Source organism: Pseudomonas sp. TREG-RG-20F-10-E-6-01 (assembly GCF_022662455.1).
Classification (GTDB): Bacteria; Pseudomonadota; Gammaproteobacteria; order Pseudomonadales; family Pseudomonadaceae; genus Aquipseudomonas.
This window is the reverse complement of record NZ_JAKNQP010000004.1, coordinates 152513-175376: the sequence shown is the minus strand read 5'-3', so window position 1 is coordinate 175376 and position 22864 is coordinate 152513. Positions and strand designations below refer to the sequence as shown.

Here is a 22864-nt window from a genome sequence, read left to right as displayed (position 1 = left end):
CTCTTGGCGGCGAAGCTCTACTGTATCTCCCGTACTGAGTTCATCCATGAAAACCCCGCGCCCCGCCGACCGCATGCCCCACCTCACGCAACTGCGCAACTTGAAGATGGCGCGCTCCGCCCACGCCTATGTGCGCGGCAGCACGGTGCAGTTTTACGAATGGCTGCACAGCCAGCCAGGCCGCCGCTTGCCGCACGGCCCGGCGATCTGGATCTGCGGCGATTGCCACGCCGGCAACCTGGGCCCGACCGGCGATATCAAGGGCCGTATCGACATGCACATCCGCGACCTTGACCAGACCGTGATCGGCAACCCGGCCCACGATCTGGTGCGCCTGGCCTTGTCGTTGGCCACCGCCGCACGCGGCTCGGACCTGCCGGGAGTGACCACCGCGCGCATGCTTGAAGAGATGATCGGCGGCTACGAACAAGCCTTCAAAGACAAGCCCGATGAAGTGCCGCCACGCCCATCCCAGGTCAAGGCCGGCATGCGCAGCGCGGTGGAGCGCACCTGGAAAAACCTGGCGCGTGAACGCATTGAAAACGTGCGGCCGACGATTCCGCTGGGCAAGCACTTCTGGGCATTGTCGCGGGCAGAAAAGGGCGCCCTGCAAACCCTCTGCGCCTCGGATGAAATCCACCAGTTGGTCACCTCGCTCAAAGGCCGGCCCAAAGACGCCAAGGTTGAGCTGCTGGACTCAGCCTATTGGGTCAAGGGCTGCAGTTCCCTCGGCTTGCTGCGCTATGCGGCACTGCTGGGCGTGGGCGACAAGGATGATCAGGAATATTGCCTGATCGATATCAAGGAAGCCGTCGGCGCCGCTGCACCGCGTACACCGCGCGCGAAGATGCCCCGCGACAATGGGCGACGGGTGGTGGAAGGCGCGCGCCAGCTGTCACCGGGCTTGGGTGAGCGCATGCTGGCGACGCGCTTTTTGGATCACGGATTCTTCATCCGCGAGCTGCTGCCCCAAGACATGAAGCTGGAGCTGGATGAACTCAGCGAAACCGACGCCATGCACGCCGCCGGCTACCTGGCCCGCGTGGTCGGCATCGCCCATGCCCGGCAAATGGACCGCGACACGCGCAAGCAGTGGATGGCGGTGCTGCAGGAAAACCGCTCGAAACAGCTGGATGCGCCGTCGTGGTTATGGACCAGCGTGGTGCAGTTGGTGGGGAGCCATGAGCAGGGTTATCTCAACCATTGTCGGCGGTATGCGCTCGAACACTGATCTGGAAAACTGCGCGTACCCAATGTGGGAGCTGGCTTGCCTGCGATAACGGTGGGTCAGCCAGCCTATTGGTTACTGAAAGACCACCATCGCAGGCAAGCCAGCTCCCACAGTTTTTTACTGTGAAAATTGAAAATGAAAATCGTGAAAGTCGGGGTCAGACCACGGTTTTGGATTAAGCGTGGTCCGCCCCTTATTTCTAAGCTGAGAGCTGGCTTGTTGTGGCGAGCGGGCTTGCCCCGCGTTGGGCTGCGCAGCAGCCCCAGAAGCGTCAACGCGGTTTTCCAGATGTATCGCGTCGTCAGGTTTCAGGGCCGCTTCGCGCCCCAACGCGGGGCAAGCCCGCTCGCCACGGCAAGACAGCCTCCACATTTAGAGTGGGGTCAGGCCAGGTATTTGTGGAACCAGCCGAGGGTTCTTTCCCACGCCAGATTCGCCGCCGCCTCGTCATACCTGGGTGTTGAGTCATTGTGAAACCCGTGGTTGGCGCCCTTGTAGATGTACGCCTCGTACGTCGTGCCCGCCGACTTCAAGGCCTTCTCATACGCCGGCCAACCTTCGTTGATCCGCGTATCCAGCTCGCCGTAGTGCAGCATGATCGGCGCCTTGATGCGCGGCACATCTTTCGCCTCCGGCTGCTTGCCGTAGAACGACACCGCCGCGCCCAATTCGGGGTAAGCCACCGCCGCCGCATTGGTCACGCCGCCGCCATAGCAGAAGCCGGTAATCCCGACTTTGCCGGTGCTGTTGTCGTGGTGCATCAGCCATTCGATGGCGGCGAAGAAGTCGTTCATGAGTTTTTCGGGGTCGACTTTCTGTTGCAGTTCCACGCCTTTTTCATCGTTGCCCGGGTAGCCGCCCATGGAGGTGAGGCCGTCCGGCGCCAGGGCGATGAAGCCGGCTTTGGCCAGGCGGCGGGCGACGTCTTCGATGTAGGGGTTCAGGCCACGGTTTTCGTGAACCACCACCACCGCCGGCACCTTGCCGCTGGCCTTGGCCGGGCGTACCAGGTAGCCGCGCACCGTGCCGTTGCCTTTGGGCGAGGGGTAGGTGATGTAGTCGGCGATGATCTCCGGGTCGGTGAACTTGACCTGTTCGGCCAGCGCATAGTTGGGGCTCAGGGCCGCCAGCAGCGCAGAGGCGGTGAGGCCGCCGAAGGTGAACAGCGCGGCGCGGTCGAGAAATTCGCGGCGGTTGAGCTTGCCGTGGGCGTAGCCGTCGTAGAGTTCCAGCAGTTCGGGGGCAAAGTCTTTCGCGGTGAGACGAGTCATCGGTGCATTCCTCGATTAGCGGTGGCAATCAATGTAGACCAGGATCAGCCCTCGCGACCATGCGCGGCAGCGGCCAGCTGCCCAGTGTCGACGCGCACGAACACCGAGTCACCGATGGCGGTGAGCACGTCACCTGCGTACACCTCGCAGACCACGCGGCTTTTGCGTCCCACCTCGCCCTCAACCCGCGCGCGCAGGCTCAGCGTGACGCCCATGGGCGTGGGTTTGATGAATTTGATGCCGAGATTGCCGGTGACGCAATCGATGCGCGGCAAGCTGCCGGGTTCACGTTGCTCGGCGCGGTAGTGATAAGCCATGGCCGTCCAGTTGGAATGACAGTCCACCAGCATGGCGATCAGGCCGCCGTAGACCAGGTCGGGCCAGCCGCTGTATTTGGCCTCGGGTTGATGCTCGGCGATGACATGGACGCCATCGGCGTCCCAACGGCTTTTGATGTGCAGGCCATGTGGATTGCTGCCGCCACAGCCGTAGCAGATGCCTTCGGGGGCGGTGGTGTCCTGCAGAGAAGGGGTGGGCATGAAAAGTCCTTATTGTTTTTCGCGACTACTCTGTTTAGCAGGACGCGCGCCCGATGGGAATAAATCCATGCCATGGCGTGTTAGCTCAGCACGTGTGTCCTTTTCTCTCGCGGAGCGTTTCATGAAGCGTCGAATGTCCAAGGTGTTTTTGCTGGCCCTCGTCTTCGGTTGGTTTTCCAGCGCGCGGGCCGTGGAATATAAAGACGTCAACCGCACCGCCAGCCAGATCAGCTTTACCTTCCAGCAGTTCGGGCAGCGGGTGTATGGCACCTTCAGCGACTTTGAAGGCACCCTGACGTTCGATACGCAAAAGCCCGAGGCGGCGCATGCGTTGCTCAAGATCCAACTCGCCAGCATCGACGCCGGCAGCCCGGACGCCAATACCCAGTTGCAACAACCGGCGTGGTTCGACACCACGGCCTATCCGGTCGGCGTGTATGAATCCAACGGCGCCACCGCGCTGGGCGACAACCGCTACACGATCACCGGCAACCTGACGATCAAGGGCATCACGCGGCCGGTGGAGATCACTGTGCTGCTCAAGGAGCAAAGCGGCATCGGCGTGTTCGACGGCGAGTTCGTGCTCAAGCGCGATGACTTCAAGATTGGCGAAGGTGAGTGGGCGGGCAACAGCGTGGTGTCCAACGACATCACCATCAAGTTCAAGATGGTTGCGCCGCAGCGTTAGCGCGCGAAGCGCTTCGCACCGGCCACGCAGCCGATCACCGCAACCGTCACCAGCACCATGCCGAGGCTGACCTGCTCATGCAGCAGGCCCGCTGCCAGCGCCAGGCCAAAGAAGGGTTGCAGCAACTGCAACTGGCCGACGGCGGCGATGCCCCCCTGGGCCAGGCCGCGGTACCAGAACACAAAGCCGATGAGCATGCTGAACAACGCCACATAACCCAGGCTCAGCCAGGCCGGCAGGCTGATGCCGCTCAAGGTCGCGGGGGCGAGGATCAGACTCAGCGGCGCCACCACCGGCAGCGACACCACCAGCGCCCAGCAGATCACCTGCCACCCGCCCAGGGTGCGCGACAATTTGGCGCCCTCGGCATAGCCCAAACCGCATGCCAGCACTGCCAACAGCATCAGCACGTCACCCACGGGCGCGGCGCTCAAGCCTTGGGCGACGGCGTAACTCATCACCAACAGGCTGCCGAGCATCGAAAACAGCCAGAACACCGGGCGCGGCCGCTCGCCGCCACGCAGCACGCCGAATACCGCTGTGGCCAGCGGCAGCAGGCCGATGAAGACAATGGAGTGCGCCGAGGTCACGTATTGCAACGCCAGTGCCGTCAGCAGCGGGAAGCCAATCACCACACCGAGCGCGACGACTGCCAGCGGCATCCACTGCGCGCGCGCGGGGCGTTTCTCCTTGAACACACCGAGCAGGCACAGCCCCAGCGCGGCGGCGAGGGTGGCGCGGATCATGGTCAAAAATACCGGGTCGAACTCCATCACCGCCAGGCGCGTCGCCGGCAGTGAGCCGCTGAAAATGAGCACGCCAATAAAACCGTTGATCCAACCTTGAGTGCTGCTGTCGAGGCTGTTGAGGCGAAGGGTGCGTTCCATGAGGGCGTGCCTGAAAAGGTTAGGTTGCGTTTGGCCATCCTAGGATTGAAGATTAAGACAATCAAAAAATTGTCATGGATACATCACCTATGCCACGTGCTCGCTACAAGTCGCTGGTCGATGCTTTTGCCGCGGATATTCGCAGCGGTGCGCTGCCACCCGGCACGCGTCTGCCCACCCACCGGCAATTGGCCGCCGACCATGGCCTGGCGCTGGTCACGGCCAGCCGGGTGTACAGCGAGCTTGAGGCGATGTGCCTGGTCAGTGGCGAAACCGGGCGCGGCACTTTCGTGCGCGAGATCTCGTTGCCGCCGGGGCAGGGCAGTGGGCAGATGACGGTGGCGACGGGCATGCTCGACCTCAATTTCAACTACCCGTCGCTGCCAGGCCAGGCCGATTTGCTGCGCACGGCGTTGCGCCAACTGGCGCTGTCGGGCGACCTGGAGGCGCTGCTGCGCTACCAGCCCCATGCCGGCCGCCTGCACGAGCGCGCGGCCGTGGCGCGGCACCTGTTGAACCGAGGGCTGGTGGCGGAGGCCGAGCAAGTGCTGGTGGTCAGTGGTGCCCAGCACGGCTTGGCGGTGACGATGATGGCATTGCTCAAACCGGGGGATGTGATTGCCGTCGATGCCCTGACGTATTCAGGCTTTAAAGTGCTGGCCGAAACCCTGCACCTGGAAATCGTCGCGATCCCGGTCACTGCCAGTGGCCCGGATCTGGACGCCCTGCAACGCCTGTGCAGCAAACGCCCGGTGCGCGCGGTGTACAGCATTCCGACCTTGCATAACCCATTGGGTTGGGTGATGAGCCTGGAACAGCGCGAGGAATTAGTCGGCATTGCCCGACAACACAACCTGATGCTCATCGAGGACGCGGCCTACGCGTTTCTGGCAGCAGAAGCGCCGCCGCCATTGGCAACCCTGGCGCCTGAGCGCACGGTGTACGTCGGCGGGTTTTCCAAGAGCGTCGCGACCGGGTTGCGGGTCGGCTTTATTGCCGCGCCCCCGGCCTGGGTAAAGAAACTGGAACGCACCATCATGGCCACCACCTGGAACGTGCCCGGCGTCATGAGTGCGATGGCCGTGGCCTGGATCGAGGACGGCACGGTCGACCAACTGGAAGCGCAGAAGCGCCAAGATGCCAGCGCGCGACAGGCCTTGGCGGCGCACGTGCTCAAGGGCGTGCATTACATCAGCCACCCGTCATCGTATTTTCTGTGGCTGCCGCTGGGTGAAGAGGCCAGGGCCGATCAGATCGCCATGGCCTTGCAGCGCGAGGGTATTTCGGTGTCGACCGCCGAGCCGTTTGCGGTCTCGGCAACCGTGCCCCACGCGCTGCGTTTGGCGTTGGGCTCGGTGAGCATGTCGGCGCTGCGCGAGGCGCTGGTGAAGGTTCGCGAGGTGGTGCAATGGTGAGCTGAGGCGCGCTCGCTCACCGCCAGTCATCAGTATTTGTAAGCCTGACGCCCGATCAGCAGCCATTTGCCCTTTTGCTTCTGCCAGACCTGGAAGTTGTCGATGTCGGTTGGCGTGTCTACGCCGCTGTTCACCGCCAGTGCGTGAAAGTGGTTGCGCACCAGGGCGGTGTCGCCGTCGAGGGTAATGGTCTGGTTCTGCATTTCGAGGGTCTTGAACGCGCTGGTGTGGGTTTCCAGATCAGCAATGAATTGCGCTTTGTTCTGCACCTTGCCGCTGGAGTGGCCGTAGGTGAGTTTGTCGGAGGTCAGCGCATGAAGCTGCTTGAGGTCCAGGTGCAACATGGCTTGGGTCAGTTGGTCGACCGCTTGGGCCACATCCTTTTCGGCGGGGGCAGGCGCAGCTGCGACGTAGCCGGTGAACAGGCACAGAAAACCGATCAGCACTTTGACGTTTTGCATGGGTGTTTCCTTATTGTTGTTGGGGTCGGGCACGATGATTTAAGTCGTCGTACAACCATGCAATATTTCTGATGGGGAAAGAAAGTGAAATTTCGAAATATCTTGAAAGGGTTGGGCATTGTTTCGTTATGAATCCGGCGAGGTCTTGTACGACATCTCAACACAGAAACCGATGGTGCGAGTTTTGCCTTGCCGCTTCCTGCTCAAGTAGCACATCGCTATGCTACTGCCGACACAACAAAACGCCCGAGGGGAAAATGGATTTTAACTGGCACAGCGACGTCATTACCCGCGCTACTCCCGTCACCCCCCACTACAAAAATACCCAGAACGTTCGCCGTTTCATGCTTGAACACTGCGGCCCGGGGTTCAAGTTCGACCGGCCTTTCATGGCCTGGATTCGCAGCGACATCCCCAAGACCCTGGGCGATGTGGTGGATGAGTGGCAACGTCGCAACGAGGTTTGACGAGCATGACAGCAGACGAAAAATACCAGGCGGCCCAGCAGCGTCTCGGCTATCAACTGGATGAGTTCAAAATCGGCGGCAACTACACACCCTTGGTGCGCGATGGTCACCACCTGTACATCAGCGGCCAGATCCCGCGGGTTGGCGACACGATCGTGCTGCCTGGCAAAGTCGGCGAAAGCCTGACCCTGGCCCAGGCACAAATCGCCGCCGGCATCAGCGCGCTGCGTTGCATGGGCTTGCTCAAGCAGGCATTGGGCTCGCTGGATCAAGTCAAGGCCATCGCACGTATCACCGTGTACGTGCGCAGCGCCGAAGACTTTGATCAGCAAAGCGAGGTGGCCAACGGTGCGTCGGACCTGCTGCATGAAATCCTCGGCAGCGCTGGCACGCACACCCGCACCTCGGTGGGGGTGATGCAGTTGCCGAAGTCGGCAGCGGTCGAGATCGACATGATTGCTGTCGCCCACGGTTGAAGCCGGCATGATCAGCCAAGGCATGGGCGTACTGATCAACTACGGCATTCACCTGGCGCCGGGGCTGGTACTGTTTGGGCTGTGGTTTGCGCTGACGCCCAGGGCAATGCCGGCGATGCGCATCCTGATCCTGCTGACGGCATTTGTGTTGATGCGTGACGCGATGACGCCGCTGGGGATGTGGTCGCTCAGCAGTGAGGTGCAGATTGCGTTCAGCGCGAATGCCTTTGTGTTGGCGGCGTTGGGCGGGATGTCAGTGCTGCTGATCATGTTGCTTGCACGCACGGCGCCGCAGTTATGGCAGTTGATGCGCTGGACCATCGGCAATCCTGCGCTGGGCCTGGCCGTGGGGCTTGTGGTGGGCTGTTTGCTCGGTGTGCCGCTGCGGGTTTACCAAGGCATCGAGGCGTTCGAGATTCACGGCTACTGGGTCTGGCTGCCGGGTATGGTGGTCCTGGCTTATGGCGCGAATGCGTTGGAAGAGGTGCTGTTTCGCGGGTTTTTGCAGGGCTACCTCGAACAGCAAGTGACGCCATTGCGCGCGGCATTGATCAGCGGCGTAGCCTTTGCGGCCTGCCATGCGTTCCTGGCCTTGAGTGTCACCCAACTGGGCTGGCCGGTATTGCTGTTCACCCTGATCGAAGGGCTGGCCTGCGCGCTGGTGCGCATGCGCTACGGCGTGTTGCCGGCGACCGTGGCCCATGGCACCGCCATCCTGCTGATTGCCGTGCCTTACCTGGCTTGATGTGAAATACAGTAAAACTTGTGGGAGCGGGCTTGCCCGCGAAGGCGGCCTTTCAGTGACAAATAGGCTGGCTGATCCACCGCTATCGCAGGCAAGCCAGCTCCCACAATTGGACCGTGTTTAGCCAACTGCTGATTGGCGCGGCCTGAAATGCAGTCAAAAACTGTGGGAGCGGGCTTGCCCGCGAAGGCGGTCTGTCATTGGCAAATAGGCTGGCTGATCCACCGCTATCGCAGGCCAGCCAGTTCCCACAGGTTGAACGTGTTTAGGCTGCTGCTGATCGGCGTGGCCTGAAATGCAGTTAAAACTGTGGGAGCGGGCTTGCCCGCGAAGGCGGTCTTTCAGTGACAAATGGGCTGGCTGGCTCACCGCTATCGCAGGCAAGCCAGCTCCCACAATTGGACCGTGTTTAGCCAGCTGTTGATTGGCGTGGCCTGAAATGCAGTCAAAAACTGTGGGAGCGGGCTTGCCCGCGAAGGCGGTCTTTCAGTGGCAAATAGGCAGGCTGATCCACCGCTATCGCAGGCAAGCCAGCTCCCACAATCGGACCGTGTTTAGCCAGCTGCCAGCGGCGGCGTACGCGGCGGGATCAGGCGTTTGCTGCCGGTGGCTTCATACGCCGAAGCAAAGCGCAGCAGCGCCGAATCGTCATAGGCGCGCCCGGCGAAGGTCAACCCCACTGGCATGCCGATGTCCGCCATTACGCCCATCGGCACGGTGACGGTCGGCACGCCCAGGTGGCGGATCGCGAGGTTGCCGTTAGCCACCCAGACGCCGTTGCTCCAGGCGATATCCGCCGAGGCTTCGTTTACGTCGGCATCGGCCGGGCCGACATCGGCCACGGTCGGGAACAACACCGCGTCCAGGCCCCGTGCGTCCATCCAGTCTTCCAGGTCGATGCGCCGGGTCTGTTCCAGCCCGCGCAGGCCATCCGGCACGGTGCTGATTTCGTTCCACGGTGTGATGCCGCGCTCGGCCATGCGCACGTATTCGTCCATGCCGGCGGCCAAATCGTCTTCACGGTTGGGCAGGGTGCCAGGGTCGTGCGGGAAGATTTTCGGCCCGTCGACATCCGCCAGGCGGTTGAGTGCCGGGTCGTCGTTGGCGCGCAGGAAATCATCGAACGCCCAGGCCGACAGTTCCCACAATTCGTCGTGCAAAAATTCCTTGGAGACCAAGCCACGGGTAAACACCGTCGGCGCGCCAGGGCGGTCGCCTTCGCAGTTGGAGACCAGTGGGAAGTCGACTTCAATCACTTCGGCACCAGCCGCTTCCAATGCCTGGCGCGCGGCGTGCCACAAGTCGATCACACTGGCACGGGTGTTGATCTTTTGCCCGGTCGGCCCGCCGATCCCGGGTTTCTCGCTGGTGCCGGCCTCGGGGTCGGCATTGATGTACATGCGCGGCACGCCGAAACGCTTGCCGGCCAGGGATTCGCTGCCCACAGCCAGGTCAGCGTAAGAGGCCGGGCGCACCGACGCCACGCTCGGAATCGGCACCCACGGTTGCAGGCGCCAGAGGTCGCCGCGCGTGTCGGTGTCTTCGGCGACCACGACGTCGAGCACTTCAAGCAGGTCGGCCATGGTGCGTGCGTACGGCACCACCACGTCCATGGTTGGCGTCAGCGGCCAGTTGCCGCGTACGGAAATAATCCCGCGCGACGGCGTGTAGGCACACAAGCCATTGTTGGACGCCGGGCCGCGCCCGCTCGACCAGGTTTCCTCGGCCAAGCCGAAGGCGGCGAAGCTGGCAGCCGTTGCGGTGCCCGCGCCGTTGGACGAGCCGGAGGCAAACGGCGCCGTCAGGTAGTCAGCGTTGTACGGACTTTCTGCACGGCCATAAACGCCGCGCTGCATCCCGCCATTGGCCATCGGCGGCATGTTGGTCTTGCCCAGGCAGATAGCGCCGCCGGCGCGCAGGCGCTCGATGGTGAAGGCGTCGCGCTGCGCCACCAGCGCGGCGAAGGCCGGGCTGCCGGAAGCTGCCGTCAGGCCTTTGACCAGGTAGCTGTCCTTGGCGGTGTAGGGAATGCCGTCCAATGGCCCCAAGGTTTCGCCCTTGGCCCGGCGCGCATCGGCGGCCTGGGCTTCTTCAAGCGCTTGGGGGTTACGCACCACCACGGCGTTCAACTGGGTCGCGGTCTGCGGGCCGTCATAGGCCTCGATGCGTGCCAGGTAAGCCTTAACCAGTTCAACGGCAGTGGTCTGGCCGCTTTCAAGCGCAGCGCGCAATTGGGCAATGGAGACTTCGGTAACTTGCATCAGGTTTTTTTCGCCGCCTTCAGGTGGGAGGTATGGCGGCAGTCTACGTACAGATATTTCACAAAACCAGCGCCGCATATTCCGCGTAAGCGGCGCGCATCACTTGCCACGTGGGCGCGTCAGCAGGAATCAGATGTTCGATGCGCAGTGACGTGAGGGTGATGTCCTGGGGCATGCCGAAGGTGGTGAAGGTGGACAGGAAATTCAGTTCACCGCGATGTGAGCGGATGCGCGTGAACACCAGCGGCGGCATTTCATTGGGCAGCTCGGTGCTGCTCGGCACCGGCAAACGGGCCAGTAACCCCGCCAATGCAGGATTACCCAGCGCTTCGCGGGTTGCGCGTTGCCAGGCGACGGTGCGGATTTCTTCGGCGTTGATCAGGTGATCGCCCAGGCCGCCGGTTTGCAACAGCGTGGTCAGCAGGTTCAGCCCATCGGCGGCATTCGGCTCAATCCCGACCAGCTCAAACAACAGGCCGGTGCTGGCGTTGGCGGCGAGCACTTGCCACTCGCTGCCCAGCAGAATCGCCGGGGCGGGGTTGTTGGCGTGCAGCACATGGCTGACGGCTTCACGGACGGCGGCCATGGCGGGTGCGGCGAGTGGGGTGGCGGTGTAACGCGGCGCGTAGCCGGCGGCGAGGAACACCTGGTTGCACTGCTCCAGCGGGGCCTCCAGCGCCGTCAGCAGAGTATGCAAAGTACCCGGGCCTGGTTTGGCCCGGCCGGTTTCGATGCAACTGAGGTGGCGCTGGGAAACGCCCGTGATCAAGGCCAGGTCCAGCTGGCTGAGCTTGGCCTGTCGACGCAATTGGCGCAGGTGCTGGCCGGCAGTTAAAGGGGTGTCCATGGCCTGATCATGACCTCCGAGGTCATTGCGAGAGGCGCAACCTTATCACTATGTTGAGCCTCGATCCTTTCAAGGAAGGCACCATGCGCAGACCTTATTTCGCCCTGGCCGGTTTGCTGGGCTTTTCGTTGTACACCTTGGCTACGATGCTCACGGCCGAGCAATCACTGTTGGCATTTGGGCGGGAATTGATGTCGCGGCCGGACACCGCGCAGGTAGTGATTGACCTGTACCTGATGGCGCTGCTTGCGTGTGCGTGGATGTACCGGGATGCGCGCGGGCGAGGGCGCTCGCTGGCATCGCTGGTGCCGTATTTTTTGCTGACGGCGGTGTTTGTGTCGGTGGGGCCGTTGCTTTACATCGTCGTGAATGGGTTTGCACACCGTCACCACCAAACCTGAGGCAAGCGGGTTTGCAGTGGCGAGCGGGCTTGCCCCGCGTTGGGTTGCGCAGCAGCCCCAAAAAACTGCCGACGCGGTGCCCCTGAAACAATGCGGCGTCCATTATGGGGCTGCTGCGCAGCCCAACGCGGGGCAAGCCCGCTCGCCACAACAAGCCATTAACCGTACGAACCGGTTCCCGTTCGGTCCACCAGCCGAATGCTGTCACGCCCGCCGCGTTTGCTTTCATAGAGCGTGGTGTCGCCTTGTTCGATCAGCGCCGTCAGGCTCGGCGGTGGCTGGTCGAACAGGTTGGCGCCGATGCTCAGGGTGACCGGTGCCGGGGTGGTGAAGGTGTGTGCGGCCAACTGCCGGAACTGCTCACGCAAGCGGCTGCCCAGCTCGACAATCTGGGCGGCCGAGGCCTTGGTCAACAGGATCACAAACTCATCCCCGCCCAGGCGAGCCGCCAGCGCGCCTTCGGGCACCACCGTGCGGATCATCTCGCTCAGGGCAATCAGTAAACGGTCGCCGGCGGTATGCCCGTAGAGGTCGTTGACCAGTTTGAAGTTGTCGATATCGATTAACAGCAAAGCGCCTGGGTGTTGCGGCGATACCTGGGCAAACAGCTGCGGCGCACGCACATCCAGGGCGCGGCGGTTGTACAGCGCCGTCAGCGGGTCGCGGGCCGCCAGCCGGGCGATCTGCTGTTCACGCCGATAGCGCTCGGAGCCGGTCATCGACAACGCGATCAACATGATCGCCATTGCGCCCTCCACCAACGAAACCTGGATGATTTCGCCCTTGAACGCGGCAAGATCGATCAGCGTGCCGGGGATGATTACCGACAGCGCCTTGGCCACATAAAACGCGCCGTGAAGCAGCAATACATAGCGCAATTGCACCGCGCCGATGCTCAGGGATTTGCCGTGGGGGCGCAGCAGGAAATTGGCGCGCAAGGTCGGCAACGCGACCAGCAATGAGTTGACCATCAGCATGGCTTTGGACCACGCCAGGTCGCCGGGCAATAGCAGCATGCCGAGCCAGGCGGCCAGCATCAGCAGCCAGGCGCGCGACAGGCGCACGTGGGTAAAGCGGGCCACGCCGAGCAAAAACAGCCAGTGCGCGCTCACCAGCAAGCCGTTGGCAAACCAGATACCGATCATCAACAGGCCGCTGCTGCGCAGCAGGGCCAGGGTGGAGCCGACGCTGATGATCGCGAAACCCGCCGCCCAGAACAGCAGCGACGGCTCACGCACGCTGCGCCATTCCACCGCCAGATACAGGGCAGCAGCAGCGGCCAGCGCGATGGTCAATATCAGAATCGTAGGAGGGTCGAGCGTCATGTCGTGCCGGGTCTGCCTGGGTGTGCGCTTGAATATCCGGATTGTAAGCGCACACGCAGGTTTTTCAGAGCACTCCGTGTAATAGCATACGGCCAGCCGATGATTGGCCGGTCAGACGCCTTTGGTTGAAGGCAGCAGGATCGTCAGGATGCCCGCCAGTGGCAGGAACGAACAGATTTTGTAGACGTACTCGATGCCGTGGTTGTCGGCGAGCAAGCCCAGCAACGCGGCGCCAATCCCGCTGAAGCCGAACATCAGCCCGAAGAAGATCCCGGCGATCATCCCGACGTTGCCGGGCACCAGTTCCTGGGCGAAGACCACGATGGCCGAGAAGGCCGAGGCGATGATGAAACCGATCACCACGCTGAGCACGGCCGTCCAGAACAGGTCGACGTAGGGCAGGGCCAGGGTGAAGGGCGCGGCGCCGAGGATCGAGAACCAGATGACTTTCTTGCGGCCGATCTTGTCGCCGATCGGGCCACCGGCAAAGGTGCCGACGGCCACCGCGCCGAGGAACAGGAACAGGTACATCTGCGAGTTGGCCACTGACAGGTGGAATTTCTCGATCAGGTAAAAGGTGAAGTAGCTGGTCAGGCTGGTCATGTAGAAGTATTTGGAGAACACCAGCAGCGCCAGTACCACCAGGGCAAATGTCACGCGGCCCTTGGACAAACCGTGGGTGGCCTTGCCGCCCTGCTTGAGCTTGAACAGGTTGAGGTGGTGGCGGTACCAGCGGCTCAAGCCATACAGCACCATGATCGCGAACACGGCGAATAGCCCGAACCAGGCGATATGGGTTTGGCCGTAAGGAATGATGATCGCCGCCGCCAGCAACGGGCCGAACGCGCTGCCGGTGTTGCCGCCAACCTGGAAGGTCGATTGTGCCAGGCCATAGCGCCCGCCCGAGGCCAGGCGTGCCACGCGTGAGGTTTCCGGGTGGAAGGTCGACGACCCGACCCCGACCAGCGCCGCCGCCAGCAGGATCAACGGGAAGGTGCCGACAAACGCCAGCATCAGGATGCCGATCAGCGTGCACACCATGCCCGCCGGCAGCAGCCAGGGCTTGGGATGGCGGTCGGTGTGGTAGCCGATCCAGGGTTGCAGCAAGGACGCGGTCAACTGGAAGGTAAGGGTGATCAGGCCGACCTGGGTAAAGCTCAGCCCGTAGTTGGCCTTGAGCATCGGGTAGATCGACGGCAGCACGGCCTGGATCAGGTCGTTGATCATGTGCGCCAGGGCACAGGCGCCCAGGACACGCATGACCAAGGGGCTTATTTGCGGCGTAGCGGTTGCAGTGGCGGGTGGCGCGGTCAGGCTCGACATGCAGGCATTCCATACAAGGCAGCGAACAGGGGCAGTGCGTACTTTAGCGCGCTGCCCGTTTCTAAATGTTGCGGCGTTTATGCTAGATTCGCTGAAAATGCCTGTCTCGCGTAATTCGGGCGCCAACCATCGCAAAAAGGGCGAAATCATCAAACCACTGGATGTATTTCTGCGGGAGATCGACGAGGGCGACTGGGCTGTCATCAGTTCTGCGACCGATTACCCCGAAAACTGGGTGATCCCCGACCACAGTCACGAAAAGCATCAGCTGTTGTACGCCGTCGAAGGCGTGATGGTGGTGTATTCGGCGTTGAACCAATGGACGGTGCCGCCCAATCGCGGGTTCTGGATGCCCAGCGGGCAAGTGCATTCGCTGCGTTGTGTGGGCACGTTGAAGATGCGCAGCGTGTTTGTGCGCCCGGACTGCTTCCCCAACCTGCCGAGCGAGCCCAAGACCGTCGGTGTGTCGCCGTTGTTGAGCGAGCTGATCAAAGCCTCGGTGAGTTTGAAGCCGCCGTACGCCGAGGACTCGCGCGAGGCGAGGATCATGCACCTGATCCTCGACGAACTCGCGATCCTGCCGGCCTTGCCGTTGTCACTGCCCCAGCCGGCCGACCTGCGCATCAACCGTATCTGCCAGGCGCTGCAGCAGGAACCGGGTGATGCCTCGACGGTCGCCGATTGGAGTGATCGCCTGGACCTGGACCAGAAAACCATCCAGCGCCTGTTCCGCAAGGAAACCGGCCTGACCTTCGGCCAATGGCGCCAGCAGGCGCGGTTGCTGCTGGCGCTGGAGCGCATTGCGGTGGGGGAGAAGATCATCGATGTGGCCATCGAGCTGGGCTATGAAAGCCCAAGCGCGTTCACCAGCATGTTCAAGAAACAGTTTGGCAAAACCCCGAGTCAGTTTTTCAGATAGCGCTGGGGGGTACGTAGGTCGCTGTGGCACGCCGCGAGGTCAGGTAAGCCACGAGGCCTGCGATACCCAGGGTGGCACCCGAGGCGATTGCCGATTGGAAAGCCAAATCCACCAGCCTGCAGGCGCTTTGGGCTATGAAAGCCCTTCACAGTTCAGCCGATTGTTTGGCATGCCGCCAAAGCGCGAGAGTGCTGCACGGCGGGGCAGGGCGGTGGTTACTGATCAGCTGTTGTCAGGTTAGCGAAGAAAATACAGCCAATCAGCCGCGCAAACAGGCTCAGGGTTTCCGGCAGGTTGGGGTCGTCAAACAGCATCGCCCGTGAGTCCAGTGCACACAGCGCGCCGAACAGGCGGCCATCGGGCAGAAAGATCGGCGCACCGGCGTAACTTTCGATGGCGTACTGCTTGACCACCGGGCGGGTGGCAAAGCGGCCATTCTGGCTGATTTGCGGAATGAACAGAGCCTGCGGGTCGACGCAGAATTCACTGCACAAGGTAGTTTCCAGGTCGAGTACGTCGTCGACATGAATCCCCATGTGCAGCGGGTCATAGGCCGAGCACACCACCCATTTCAGGTCAGTGAATTTGGCAATGCCGGCAAAGCGCATGCCGGTCAGGCGGGTTACCAGTTGCAGGATGCTGGTAGTGGCTTCGATTTCGGCGATGGCGGCGCGTTCGTCCGCGCTGAGTAACGAGTGGGCTGCGGTGACGCTTGGAACCATGCTTGGGCACTCCAGTGGCGTGGCGGCGGGGGCCACCACGCATGGTCAGGTATCAGTTGATTCGCGGATGCTGTTGCACCAGGTTCTGGCGCTTGGCTTCCAGGGCGGCAATTTCGGCATCGATGTCTTCGATCTTCTGCTCGATATTGTCATGGTGCTCTTGCAGTATTTCCTTGGCTTCTTCCATATCGGACGCTGCTGGCGCCGCGCCGCGCAACGGCTTGTTCGCGGTTTCCTTCATGGTCAGGCCGGTAATCAGGCCGACCACCGCAAACACCATCAGGTAGTAAGCGGGCATGTACAGGTCGTTGGTGCTTTCCACCAGCCAGGCCACCGCGGTGGGTGTGAGGCCGGCGATCAGTACCGAGACGTTGAACGCGCTGGCCAACGCACTATAGCGAATGTGGGTCGGGAACATAGCCGGCAGCGTCGAGGCCATCACGCCGATGAAGAAGTTCAGCACCACGGCCAGAATCAACAGACCGGCGAAAATCAGGCCGATTTTACCGCTGGTAATCAACATAAACGCCGGGATAGACAGCAACAGCAGCCCGACGCTGCCGGCGATGATGAAGGGTTTACGGCCAATCTTGTCGCTGACAAAACCGATGAACGGCTGCACGAACAGCATGCCGACCATGATCGCGATGATGATCAGCACGCCGCTGTTTTCTTTGTAATGCAGGTTGTGCGACAGGTAGCTCGGCATATAGGTGAGCAACATGTAGTACGTCACGTTGGTGGCCGCGACGATACCGATGCAGGTCAGCAGGCTGCGCCAATGCTGGGTAGCCACCTCTTTGAACGACACCTTGGGACCGTGGGTCAGGCCCTGGCGGTCGCCTTGTTCAAGTTTGTCCATGTGCTGCTGGAACGCCGGGGTTTCTTCCAGCGCGTGACGCAGGTACAAACCGATGATGCCCAAAGGCAGGGCGAGGAAGAACGGCAGACGCCAGCCCCACGCCTCGAAATCGGCTTCACCGAGGATCGTCGAAATCAGCACCACCACTCCGGCGCCGAGCACGAAACCGGCAATCGAACCAAAATCCAGCCAGCTGCCGAGGAACCCGCGTTTACGGTCCGGGGCGTACTCGGCGACGAAGATCGAGGCGCCGGTGTACTCACCGCCTACCGAGAACCCTTGGGCCATCTTGCACAGCAACAGCAGGATCGGTGCCCAGATGCCAATCGAGGCATACCCGGGAATCAGGCCGATGGCAAAGGTGCTCAAGGACATGATGACGATGGTTGCGGCGAGGACTTTCTGCCGTCCGTATTTGTCGCCCAGCGCACCGAAGAACAGGCCACCCAGCGGGCGAATCAGGAAGGGCACCGAGAAGGTGGCCAAGGCGGCAATCATTTGCACGCTCGGTGAGGCATCCGGGAAGAACACCTTCCCGAGCACATAGGCGACGAAACCGTAGACACCAAAGTCGAACCACTCCATGGCGTTACCCAGGGCGGCGGCGGTAATCGCCTTGCGCACCTTGGCATCGTCGACGATGGTGATGTCTTTCAATCCGATGGGTTTGACGCTTTTCTTACGTAATTTCATGCGGGCCACTCTAAAACAGAACAGGGGAGGTGCCATCGTTGCGATGGCACCGCTCTGTCAGTTCAGATACAAGCGGACATGAAATAATTCACCGCTATTTACCTTTTTTTGCAGATGAATTGAACTTCACGACCTGACCAGGGAATTATCAGAATGCCCGTCACCGCCTCACGCCTGATCTATCGCACGCCAGAGGCCAGCGATGTGCACCGATTGTTCGCGATCTTCGGCGACCCGCAGACAAACCTGTTCAACCCGAGTGGCCCAATGGCCAGCCTCGACGACGCGCAGCGCCTGCTCAACCACTGGCTCGAACAATGGGCCAGCCAGGGCTATGGCTGGTGGGCCATTGCCCGTCGCGAGGCGCCCGATCACCTGATCGGCTTTGGCGGCGTGGCGCCGCTCAATTACCTGACCGAGCGGCGCATCAACCTGGGCTATCGCTTCGCGGTCGATGCCTGGGGGCAGGGCTATGCCACCGAGCTTGGCCACGACGCGCTGACGATGGCGTTTCAAACGCTGGGATTGCCTCAGGTATTCGGGCTGGTGCGACCGGATCACGCCGCGTCGATCCGTGTGTTGGAGAAGCTCGGCATGCAGCCCTTCGGCCTGCTTGACGATGTGCCCGGCAAAGCACCCAGCCGAGTATTCAGGATTTGTCATCCTACAACTGCGCGTAGTTAAGCATTTTCAAATCTGCTTAATCCCTGGTTAAAAGGCAATTCTGGTGATTGACACCGGGTAGGCGGCCCGATATAAAAGTCACAGTTGTACGACGACATATGACGTTACATATGTCTTATCTAACAAAAATAAAAAGTGATGCCATGAATTTGAATGAGCCCATCAACGCCCATCGCGTCGGCACGGCCGTCGGCAACTATCGCTGGACCATCTGCGCGATGTTGTTCTTTGCCACTACCGTCAACTACCTCGACCGCCAAGTCCTCAGCCTTCTGGCGCCGCAGTTGTCGACGCAATTTGGCTGGAGCAACACGGACTACGCCAACATCGCGGCGGTGTTCCAGTTTGTCTACGCGATTTCCATGCTGTTTGCCGGACGCTTTGTCGACAAGATCGGCACCAAGGCCGCCTACGTGGTGGCGATTGGCATTTGGTCCACCGGCGCCATCATGCATGCGTTCTCGGTGCCGATGGGTGAGGGCATCGCTGCGGTGAGCGGCGCTATCGGCCTGGCGGTGATTCCGGTGTCGATTGCCGGTTTCATGCTGTCGCGCGCCGTGCTGGCGATTGGCGAGGCGGGCAACTTCCCCATCGCGATCAAGGCCACTGCCGAATACTTCCCGAAAAAAGAACGCTCGCTGGCCACCGGTATCTTCAACTCCGGGGCTAACGTGGGGGCGATCCTGGCGCCGATCTGCGTGCCCTTGATTGCCGGCATATGGGGCTGGGAAGCGGCCTTTATGGTCATCGGCATGCTGGGCTTTGTCTGGGTGGCGGTGTGGGCGGCGGTTTACGAAAAACCGGAACAGCAAAAACGCTTGTCGGCCGAAGAGCTGGCTTACATTCGCAGCGACCAGACGGTGCAGCCGTTCACGCCAGAACCTGCGGGTGCTGTTGCGAAAAAAGTCTCGTGGTTCAAACTGCTGACCTACCGCCAGACCTGGGCATTTGCCTTCGGCAAGTTCATGACTGACGGCGTGTGGTGGTTCTTCCTGTTCTGGCTGCCCACTTACCTGTCGGCGCAATACGGCATGAAAGGCGCGGACATCGTGATGCCGCTGGCCGTGCTGTACAGCATGACCATGGTCGGCAGTATCGGCGGCGGCTGGTTCCCCAGCTACTTCATGGCCCGTGGCGATGCTCCCTACGACGGGCGCATGAAAGCCATGCTGGTGATCGCGCTGTTCCCGCTGGTGGTGTTGCTGGCGCAGCCCTTCGGCTACCTGAGCTTCTGGGTGCCGGTGCTGCTGATCGGTGTGGGCGCCTCCGCGCACCAGGCGTGGTCGTGCAACATCTTCACTACGGTGTCCGATATGTTTCCGCAAAAAACCGTGGCCTCGGTGGTGGGCATCGGCGGTATGGCCGGGGGCTTGGGCGGTGTGGTGATGACCAAGATCGGTGGCTGGGTATTCGACTACTACAAGTCCATCAACGACATCCACACCGGTTACATGATCATGTTTGCGATCTGTGCCCTGGCCTATCTGGTGGCGTGGAGCGTGATGAAGGCGCTGGTACCGCGCCATAAGGAAATCACTGACCTGTAATCGCGCAAGCGCCCGCGCTGGCGACAGCGCGGGAACGCCTTACAGCTCGCGGGCCCAGGTTTCACTGATCAACGATTTGCCGAAGCTCACCGTCGCTTCTTGGTCTACCAGGCGGAACCCGGCTTTCTGATAGAGCTTGCGCGCATCGGTCAGCGCGTCGACCGTCCACAACAGCATGCTTTTGTAACCGGCATTGCGCGCAAAACGCAGGCATTCTTCCACCAGCCGCTGACCGATGCCCATGCCCCGTGCACTGGCGTCCACGTAGAGCATGCGCAGCTTGGCGGTGGTTTCGTCATGGCGCACCACGAAGATTGACCCCACCACTTCACCGTCCTTTTCGGCGATCCAGCAGCGCTCGGCGCTCGGGTCGAATTCGCGCAAATACTTGGCGACAATCTCCGACACCAACGCTTCAAACTCCCAATTCCAGTGGTACTCACGCGCATACAGCGCCGATTGCTGTTGCACCACCCGGCCCATGTCGCCGGGCTGCGGATCGCGCAGCAGGTAACTTGGCGTGCCGCCTTGCAACAGTGTCTGGATACGCTGCATCGACGCCGTGAGTTGCTGCTGTTGCTGCTCGGGCAAGGCTTCGAGCAAGGCGATGACTTCCTGTTGGGTCTGGTTTTCCAGCGGCGCCAGCACTGATCGACCGAGGTCGCTGAGGTGCAGTTGCACCGCCCGCGCATCGGTGACGGAGCGCACTTTCTGGACCAGACCTTTCTTTTCGAAGCCGCTGATCAGCCGGCTCAGGTAGCCCGCATCAAGGCCGAGCATCTGGCACAGGTCGGCGCTGGTCAGGTCGCCACGGGAGGAGAGTTCGTACATCACGCGGATTTCGGTCAGCGAGAAATCGCTTTGCAGCAAGTGTTCCTGCAGCACGCCGATCTGATGGGTGTAAAAACGGTTGAAACCGCGAATGATCGCGGCGCGTTCGACAAGGGTCGTGGTCATGGCAGTGCTCGGGTGGTTGCCTCAAGCAAATATATAGTTGCCTAAGGCAATCAAGTCAACCGTTTTAACGCCCGACGATCGCTCTTCGCTGCTTTCACCAGATAGCCAGGCCGTGACACTCAAAGGTCTCGGTGGGTGCAAGTGAGCCGATGCTGTGGGTCATCCTCGGCGCTCCCGTCAGTGTCGGGCGTTGCGGCAGGCTTTGTGCCTGTCAGGATAATACCCACCGCCATGACCACGCCGATCAGCACCGCCGCGAGGCCGGTGGCTTCCATCCACGAAGGGCCGCGACCGTGGAACCACAGGCCGAGCAGGGCCGCGAAGAGCGATTCGAGGGCAATCAATTGGCCGCTGAGCACCATCGGCAGTCGTCGGGTGGCAGCATTCCAGGCCCAAGCACCGACCACCGTGGACATCAGCGCGATGATCAGGCTCCAGGCATACAGCGCACCCGCCTGGGCTAAGCCAAATCCCAGGGTTGGCAGGCGCAGCAGGTTGAATACACAGAGCAACGGCAGCAGGCAAAGGGCAGTGCCGCCGGCCCCCACCAGCATTAACGCGGTCCAGAGGCCGGTGGCGGTTGCTGGAAGGGTTGTCAGGTGTTTTTGATTGATCACGCTGAATCCCAGCCACAAGGCAACGGCGCTGAACGAAAAAAACACACCGGCCAGCCACGAAACGGCACTCAACGCCGGTTGGTGCAGGCTGCTGATGTTCGACAGCAAAAGCCCCAGCGTCAGGCACGCTAAAGGCGCCGCCAGCCGGCCCCACGCCATGGTCTTGTTCCGGGCATTGCCAATCAGGGCCAGTAGCACTGGCACCATGCCGACACACGCGGGCGTCAATACCGGGCCGCCCAACATCACGCCTGCGCCGATGCACACGCCGTACGCCAGGCAACCTGCCGCGCCAAGCGCTGCGGCCAGCCAGCATTGCCTTGGGCTGAGCCATTTCAGTTGGGCCCGGCTCAGGATCACTCCGCCCACGCCCAGTACGCCGACCCCCAGAAACCGTACGGCCATCAGGTCATAGAGGCTGTAGTCACCAGTGACATAAGGGGCGATGAAGTTCAGCGCCCAGCCCAATGTGGCGACACACGCGAGCAGCACGCCGACAAAAACAGAGGTTCGTAGTGAGGTCATCCGAGGCATCCGTGAAGTCATGGATGAATGGTGCACACCCGCCGGGCTGTGCTACAAACGAGTTCTCGGGCCCGGATGCATAACCTCAGATTATGAATACGCTTGGTAAAAACCTGCCGCCGCTCGCCAGCCTGCTACCGTTTGAGGCCGCCGCCCGCCTGGAGAGTTTCTCCAGGGCGGCAGATGAGCTGCACATCACTCAGGCGGCGGTCAGCCGGCAAATTCGTGGGCTGGAAGACAACCTCGGGGTGAAGCTGTTTTATCGACGTAATCGTGCGGTTTTCCTGACCCAGGAAGGGCGTGAATTGGGCCAGGTGGTCAGCCAGGCGCTGCACAGCATCAGTGACGGCGCTGCGGGTTTGCGCGCGTCCACGGCCCAGCGCCGTGTGGTGCTGCTTTGTCAGCTCTGCGAGGCGTTTTATTGGCTGATGCCACGTCTGTCGACGTTTCACCAGCAATACCCGCACATCGAAATCCAGGTGGTGACCTCGACCCGGCCCCTCACGGAGTTCAAGGACCACTTCGACGTGGCCCTGCAAAGTACCCGACGCCCCAGTGGCGCCCATCCGTTGATGCTCACCGCCTCTGACGAGGTATTTCCGGTCTGCAGTCCTGCGTACCTGAACGCTGAACACCCCTTGCCACTCAGCGAATTGCACGCCCATACGTTTTTGCACCACAGCGCCGCGCCACCGCATTTGATGGAGTGGGACGAGTGGTTGCAGGCATTTGGTCAGGTATTGGCCGCGGATGCGCGTGGCGCCACCTTCGATAGCTACCCGTTGATGTTGCAGGCCGCTGTGGAAGGGCACGGTATCGCCATGGGCTGGCGTCGCACCGCCAGCCGTTTGATTGAAAGTGGGGCGCTGGTAAGACCCTGCGCCGAGAGTGTGCAGCTACCCGAGGCGATTTCGGTCTACAGGCAGCAAGGCGCAGGCCCGCGCAGCGAAGTTGCGGCGCTGCTGGCCTGGCTTGAAATGCAATTGCACGGTGAGGGCTGA

23 protein-coding genes and 1 pseudogene are annotated in these 22864 nt (G+C 61.6%); 12 read left to right on the top strand and 12 right to left on the bottom strand.

Annotated elements, in window-relative coordinates; all coding sequences use genetic code 11:
* The first annotated feature begins 46 nt into the window (after positions 1–46).
* The gene (locus tag L8K08_RS14945; RefSeq protein WP_145161167.1) at positions 47–1231 is read left to right on the top strand and encodes a DUF2252 domain-containing protein; all 1185 of its coding nucleotides are present in this window, start codon (positions 47–49) and stop codon (positions 1229–1231) included.
* Positions 1232–1614: 383 nt separating this feature from the next.
* Here L8K08_RS14945 and yghX read toward each other — a convergent pair whose 3' ends face one another.
* Positions 1615–2502: a YghX family hydrolase gene (gene yghX / locus L8K08_RS14940; RefSeq protein ID WP_145161165.1), complete on the bottom strand. Its 888-nt coding sequence runs from the start codon at positions 2500–2502 to the stop codon at positions 1615–1617.
* A gap of 44 nt (positions 2503–2546) precedes the next feature.
* Entirely contained in the window at positions 2547–3041 is a 495-nt protein-coding gene (locus tag L8K08_RS14935; protein ID WP_242198244.1) for a PaaI family thioesterase, read from the bottom strand.
* A gap of 121 nt (positions 3042–3162) precedes the next feature.
* Here L8K08_RS14935 and L8K08_RS14930 point away from each other — a divergent pair, with 121 nt between their 5' ends.
* The gene (locus L8K08_RS14930; protein ID WP_242198243.1) at positions 3163–3729 is read left to right on the top strand and encodes a YceI family protein; all 567 of its coding nucleotides are present in this window, start codon (positions 3163–3165) and stop codon (positions 3727–3729) included.
* Here L8K08_RS14930 and L8K08_RS14925 read toward each other — a convergent pair.
* The gene (locus L8K08_RS14925; RefSeq protein ID WP_242198241.1) at positions 3726–4616 is read right to left on the bottom strand and encodes a DMT family transporter; all 891 of its coding nucleotides are present in this window, start codon (positions 4614–4616) and stop codon (positions 3726–3728) included. The genes L8K08_RS14930 and L8K08_RS14925 overlap by 4 nt on opposite strands.
* Positions 4617–4705: 89 nt before the next feature.
* Here L8K08_RS14925 and L8K08_RS14920 point away from each other — a divergent pair, with 89 nt between their 5' ends.
* Positions 4706–6031 carry a PLP-dependent aminotransferase family protein gene (locus L8K08_RS14920; protein WP_242198239.1) on the top strand — a complete coding sequence of 442 codons (1326 nt, stop codon included), beginning with the start codon at positions 4706–4708 and terminating at the stop codon, positions 6029–6031.
* A 29-nt stretch (positions 6032–6060) separates the two neighbouring features.
* Here L8K08_RS14920 and L8K08_RS14915 read toward each other — a convergent pair whose 3' ends face one another.
* Positions 6061–6492 (bottom strand): nuclear transport factor 2 family protein, encoded by a 432-nt coding sequence (locus tag L8K08_RS14915; protein ID WP_106578990.1) that lies wholly within the window; start codon positions 6490–6492, stop codon positions 6061–6063.
* A gap of 257 nt (positions 6493–6749) precedes the next feature.
* On the opposite strand from L8K08_RS14915, the gene L8K08_RS14910 reads away from it, so the two are divergent.
* From L8K08_RS14910 to L8K08_RS14900, 3 genes are read left to right on the top strand one after another with little or no spacing between them, the layout of a single operon-like run.
* Positions 6750–6959: a DUF6434 domain-containing protein gene (locus tag L8K08_RS14910; protein ID WP_145161156.1), complete on the top strand. Its 210-nt coding sequence runs from the start codon at positions 6750–6752 to the stop codon at positions 6957–6959.
* Positions 6960–6964: 5 nt separating this feature from the next.
* Complete coding sequence (locus tag L8K08_RS14905; RefSeq protein WP_242198236.1) at positions 6965–7435, top strand: RidA family protein; 471 nt, start codon at positions 6965–6967, stop codon at positions 7433–7435.
* A gap of 7 nt (positions 7436–7442) precedes the next feature.
* Complete coding sequence (locus L8K08_RS14900; RefSeq protein WP_242198633.1) at positions 7443–8180, top strand: CPBP family intramembrane glutamic endopeptidase; 738 nt, start codon at positions 7443–7445, stop codon at positions 8178–8180.
* A gap of 554 nt (positions 8181–8734) precedes the next feature.
* Here L8K08_RS14900 and L8K08_RS14895 read toward each other — a convergent pair.
* Together L8K08_RS14895 and L8K08_RS14890 are read right to left on the bottom strand one after the other, a co-directional pair.
* The gene (locus L8K08_RS14895; RefSeq protein WP_242198631.1) at positions 8735–10444 is read right to left on the bottom strand and encodes an amidase; all 1710 of its coding nucleotides are present in this window, start codon (positions 10442–10444) and stop codon (positions 8735–8737) included.
* Between the two features lie 55 nt (positions 10445–10499).
* A complete protein-coding gene (locus L8K08_RS14890; protein WP_242198234.1) occupies positions 10500–11288 on the bottom strand; it encodes a helix-turn-helix domain-containing protein in 789 nt (262 codons plus the stop codon).
* Positions 11289–11371: 83 nt separating this feature from the next.
* Between L8K08_RS14890 and L8K08_RS14885 the strand changes: the two genes are divergently transcribed.
* Complete coding sequence (locus tag L8K08_RS14885; RefSeq protein ID WP_242198232.1) at positions 11372–11689, top strand: DUF2834 domain-containing protein; 318 nt, start codon at positions 11372–11374, stop codon at positions 11687–11689.
* 158 nt (positions 11690–11847) lie between these two features.
* Here L8K08_RS14885 and L8K08_RS14880 read toward each other — a convergent pair whose 3' ends face one another.
* Entirely contained in the window at positions 11848–13014 is a 1167-nt protein-coding gene (locus L8K08_RS14880; protein WP_242198231.1) for a GGDEF domain-containing protein, read from the bottom strand.
* A gap of 111 nt (positions 13015–13125) precedes the next feature.
* A complete protein-coding gene (locus tag L8K08_RS14875) occupies positions 13126–14337 on the bottom strand; it encodes an MFS transporter (protein WP_242198228.1) in 1212 nt (403 codons plus the stop codon).
* Positions 14338–14434: 97 nt separating this feature from the next.
* Between L8K08_RS14875 and L8K08_RS14870 the strand changes: the two genes are divergently transcribed.
* Together L8K08_RS14870 and L8K08_RS14865 are read left to right on the top strand one after the other, a co-directional pair.
* On the top strand, positions 14435–15256 hold the full coding sequence (locus L8K08_RS14870; RefSeq protein ID WP_242198225.1) for a helix-turn-helix transcriptional regulator: 822 nt from the start codon (positions 14435–14437) through the stop codon (positions 15254–15256).
* A 127-nt stretch (positions 15257–15383) separates the two neighbouring features.
* Positions 15384–15497: pseudogene (locus L8K08_RS14865) on the top strand (AraC family transcriptional regulator); the annotation flags it as partial.
* On the opposite strand, the gene L8K08_RS14860 reads toward L8K08_RS14865, so the two are convergent.
* Both L8K08_RS14860 and proP read right to left on the bottom strand, forming a co-directional pair.
* Positions 15472–15978 (bottom strand): GAF domain-containing protein, encoded by a 507-nt coding sequence (locus L8K08_RS14860; RefSeq protein ID WP_145161140.1) that lies wholly within the window; start codon positions 15976–15978, stop codon positions 15472–15474. The pseudogene L8K08_RS14865 and the gene L8K08_RS14860 sit on opposite strands and share 26 nt — an antisense overlap.
* A gap of 52 nt (positions 15979–16030) precedes the next feature.
* On the bottom strand, positions 16031–17533 hold the full coding sequence (gene proP / locus L8K08_RS14855; protein WP_242198223.1) for a glycine betaine/L-proline transporter ProP: 1503 nt from the start codon (positions 17531–17533) through the stop codon (positions 16031–16033).
* Positions 17534–17686: 153 nt separating this feature from the next.
* Here proP and L8K08_RS14850 point away from each other — a divergent pair, with 153 nt between their 5' ends.
* Together L8K08_RS14850 and L8K08_RS14845 are read left to right on the top strand one after the other, a co-directional pair.
* Entirely contained in the window at positions 17687–18217 is a 531-nt protein-coding gene (locus L8K08_RS14850; RefSeq protein ID WP_242198222.1) for a GNAT family N-acetyltransferase, read from the top strand.
* Positions 18218–18360: 143 nt separating this feature from the next.
* On the top strand, positions 18361–19764 hold the full coding sequence (locus L8K08_RS14845) for an MFS transporter (protein WP_242198220.1): 1404 nt from the start codon (positions 18361–18363) through the stop codon (positions 19762–19764).
* Positions 19765–19803: 39 nt separating this feature from the next.
* On the opposite strand, the gene L8K08_RS14840 is transcribed toward L8K08_RS14845, so the two are convergent.
* Positions 19804–20721, bottom strand: a complete 918-nt coding sequence (locus L8K08_RS14840; RefSeq protein ID WP_242198218.1) for a helix-turn-helix domain-containing GNAT family N-acetyltransferase — start codon at positions 20719–20721, stop codon at positions 19804–19806.
* Between the two features lie 119 nt (positions 20722–20840).
* Positions 20841–21863, bottom strand: coding sequence for an EamA/RhaT family transporter (locus L8K08_RS14835; protein ID WP_242198216.1), 1023 nt, complete (start codon positions 21861–21863; stop codon positions 20841–20843).
* A 92-nt stretch (positions 21864–21955) separates the two neighbouring features.
* Between L8K08_RS14835 and L8K08_RS14830 the strand changes: the two genes are divergently transcribed.
* Positions 21956–22864 (top strand): LysR substrate-binding domain-containing protein, encoded by a 909-nt coding sequence (locus tag L8K08_RS14830; RefSeq protein ID WP_242198214.1) that lies wholly within the window; start codon positions 21956–21958, stop codon positions 22862–22864.

Coding starts and splice junctions, on each gene's coding strand:
- L8K08_RS14945 (WP_145161167.1), top strand. CDS start 47: ATGAAAACCCCGCGCCCCGCCGACCGCATGCCCCACCTCACGCAACTG.
- yghX (WP_145161165.1), bottom strand. CDS start 2,502: ATGACTCGTCTCACCGCGAAAGACTTTGCCCCCGAACTGCTGGAACTC.
- L8K08_RS14935 (WP_242198244.1), bottom strand. CDS start 3,041: ATGCCCACCCCTTCTCTGCAGGACACCACCGCCCCCGAAGGCATCTGC.
- L8K08_RS14930 (WP_242198243.1), top strand. CDS start 3,163: ATGAAGCGTCGAATGTCCAAGGTGTTTTTGCTGGCCCTCGTCTTCGGT.
- L8K08_RS14925 (WP_242198241.1), bottom strand. CDS start 4,616: ATGGAACGCACCCTTCGCCTCAACAGCCTCGACAGCAGCACTCAAGGT.
- L8K08_RS14920 (WP_242198239.1), top strand. CDS start 4,706: ATGCCACGTGCTCGCTACAAGTCGCTGGTCGATGCTTTTGCCGCGGAT.
- L8K08_RS14915 (WP_106578990.1), bottom strand. CDS start 6,492: ATGCAAAACGTCAAAGTGCTGATCGGTTTTCTGTGCCTGTTCACCGGC.
- L8K08_RS14910 (WP_145161156.1), top strand. CDS start 6,750: ATGGATTTTAACTGGCACAGCGACGTCATTACCCGCGCTACTCCCGTC.
- L8K08_RS14905 (WP_242198236.1), top strand. CDS start 6,965: ATGACAGCAGACGAAAAATACCAGGCGGCCCAGCAGCGTCTCGGCTAT.
- L8K08_RS14900 (WP_242198633.1), top strand. CDS start 7,443: ATGATCAGCCAAGGCATGGGCGTACTGATCAACTACGGCATTCACCTG.
- L8K08_RS14890 (WP_242198234.1), bottom strand. CDS start 11,288: ATGGACACCCCTTTAACTGCCGGCCAGCACCTGCGCCAATTGCGTCGA.
- L8K08_RS14885 (WP_242198232.1), top strand. CDS start 11,372: ATGCGCAGACCTTATTTCGCCCTGGCCGGTTTGCTGGGCTTTTCGTTG.
- L8K08_RS14880 (WP_242198231.1), bottom strand. CDS start 13,014: ATGACGCTCGACCCTCCTACGATTCTGATATTGACCATCGCGCTGGCC.
- L8K08_RS14875 (WP_242198228.1), bottom strand. CDS start 14,337: ATGTCGAGCCTGACCGCGCCACCCGCCACTGCAACCGCTACGCCGCAA.
- L8K08_RS14870 (WP_242198225.1), top strand. CDS start 14,435: ATGCCTGTCTCGCGTAATTCGGGCGCCAACCATCGCAAAAAGGGCGAA.
- L8K08_RS14860 (WP_145161140.1), bottom strand. CDS start 15,978: ATGGTTCCAAGCGTCACCGCAGCCCACTCGTTACTCAGCGCGGACGAA.
- proP (WP_242198223.1), bottom strand. CDS start 17,533: ATGAAATTACGTAAGAAAAGCGTCAAACCCATCGGATTGAAAGACATC.
- L8K08_RS14850 (WP_242198222.1), top strand. CDS start 17,687: ATGCCCGTCACCGCCTCACGCCTGATCTATCGCACGCCAGAGGCCAGC.
- L8K08_RS14845 (WP_242198220.1), top strand. CDS start 18,361: ATGAATTTGAATGAGCCCATCAACGCCCATCGCGTCGGCACGGCCGTC.
- L8K08_RS14840 (WP_242198218.1), bottom strand. CDS start 20,721: ATGACCACGACCCTTGTCGAACGCGCCGCGATCATTCGCGGTTTCAAC.
- L8K08_RS14835 (WP_242198216.1), bottom strand. CDS start 21,863: ATGACCTCACTACGAACCTCTGTTTTTGTCGGCGTGCTGCTCGCGTGT.
- L8K08_RS14830 (WP_242198214.1), top strand. CDS start 21,956: ATGAATACGCTTGGTAAAAACCTGCCGCCGCTCGCCAGCCTGCTACCG.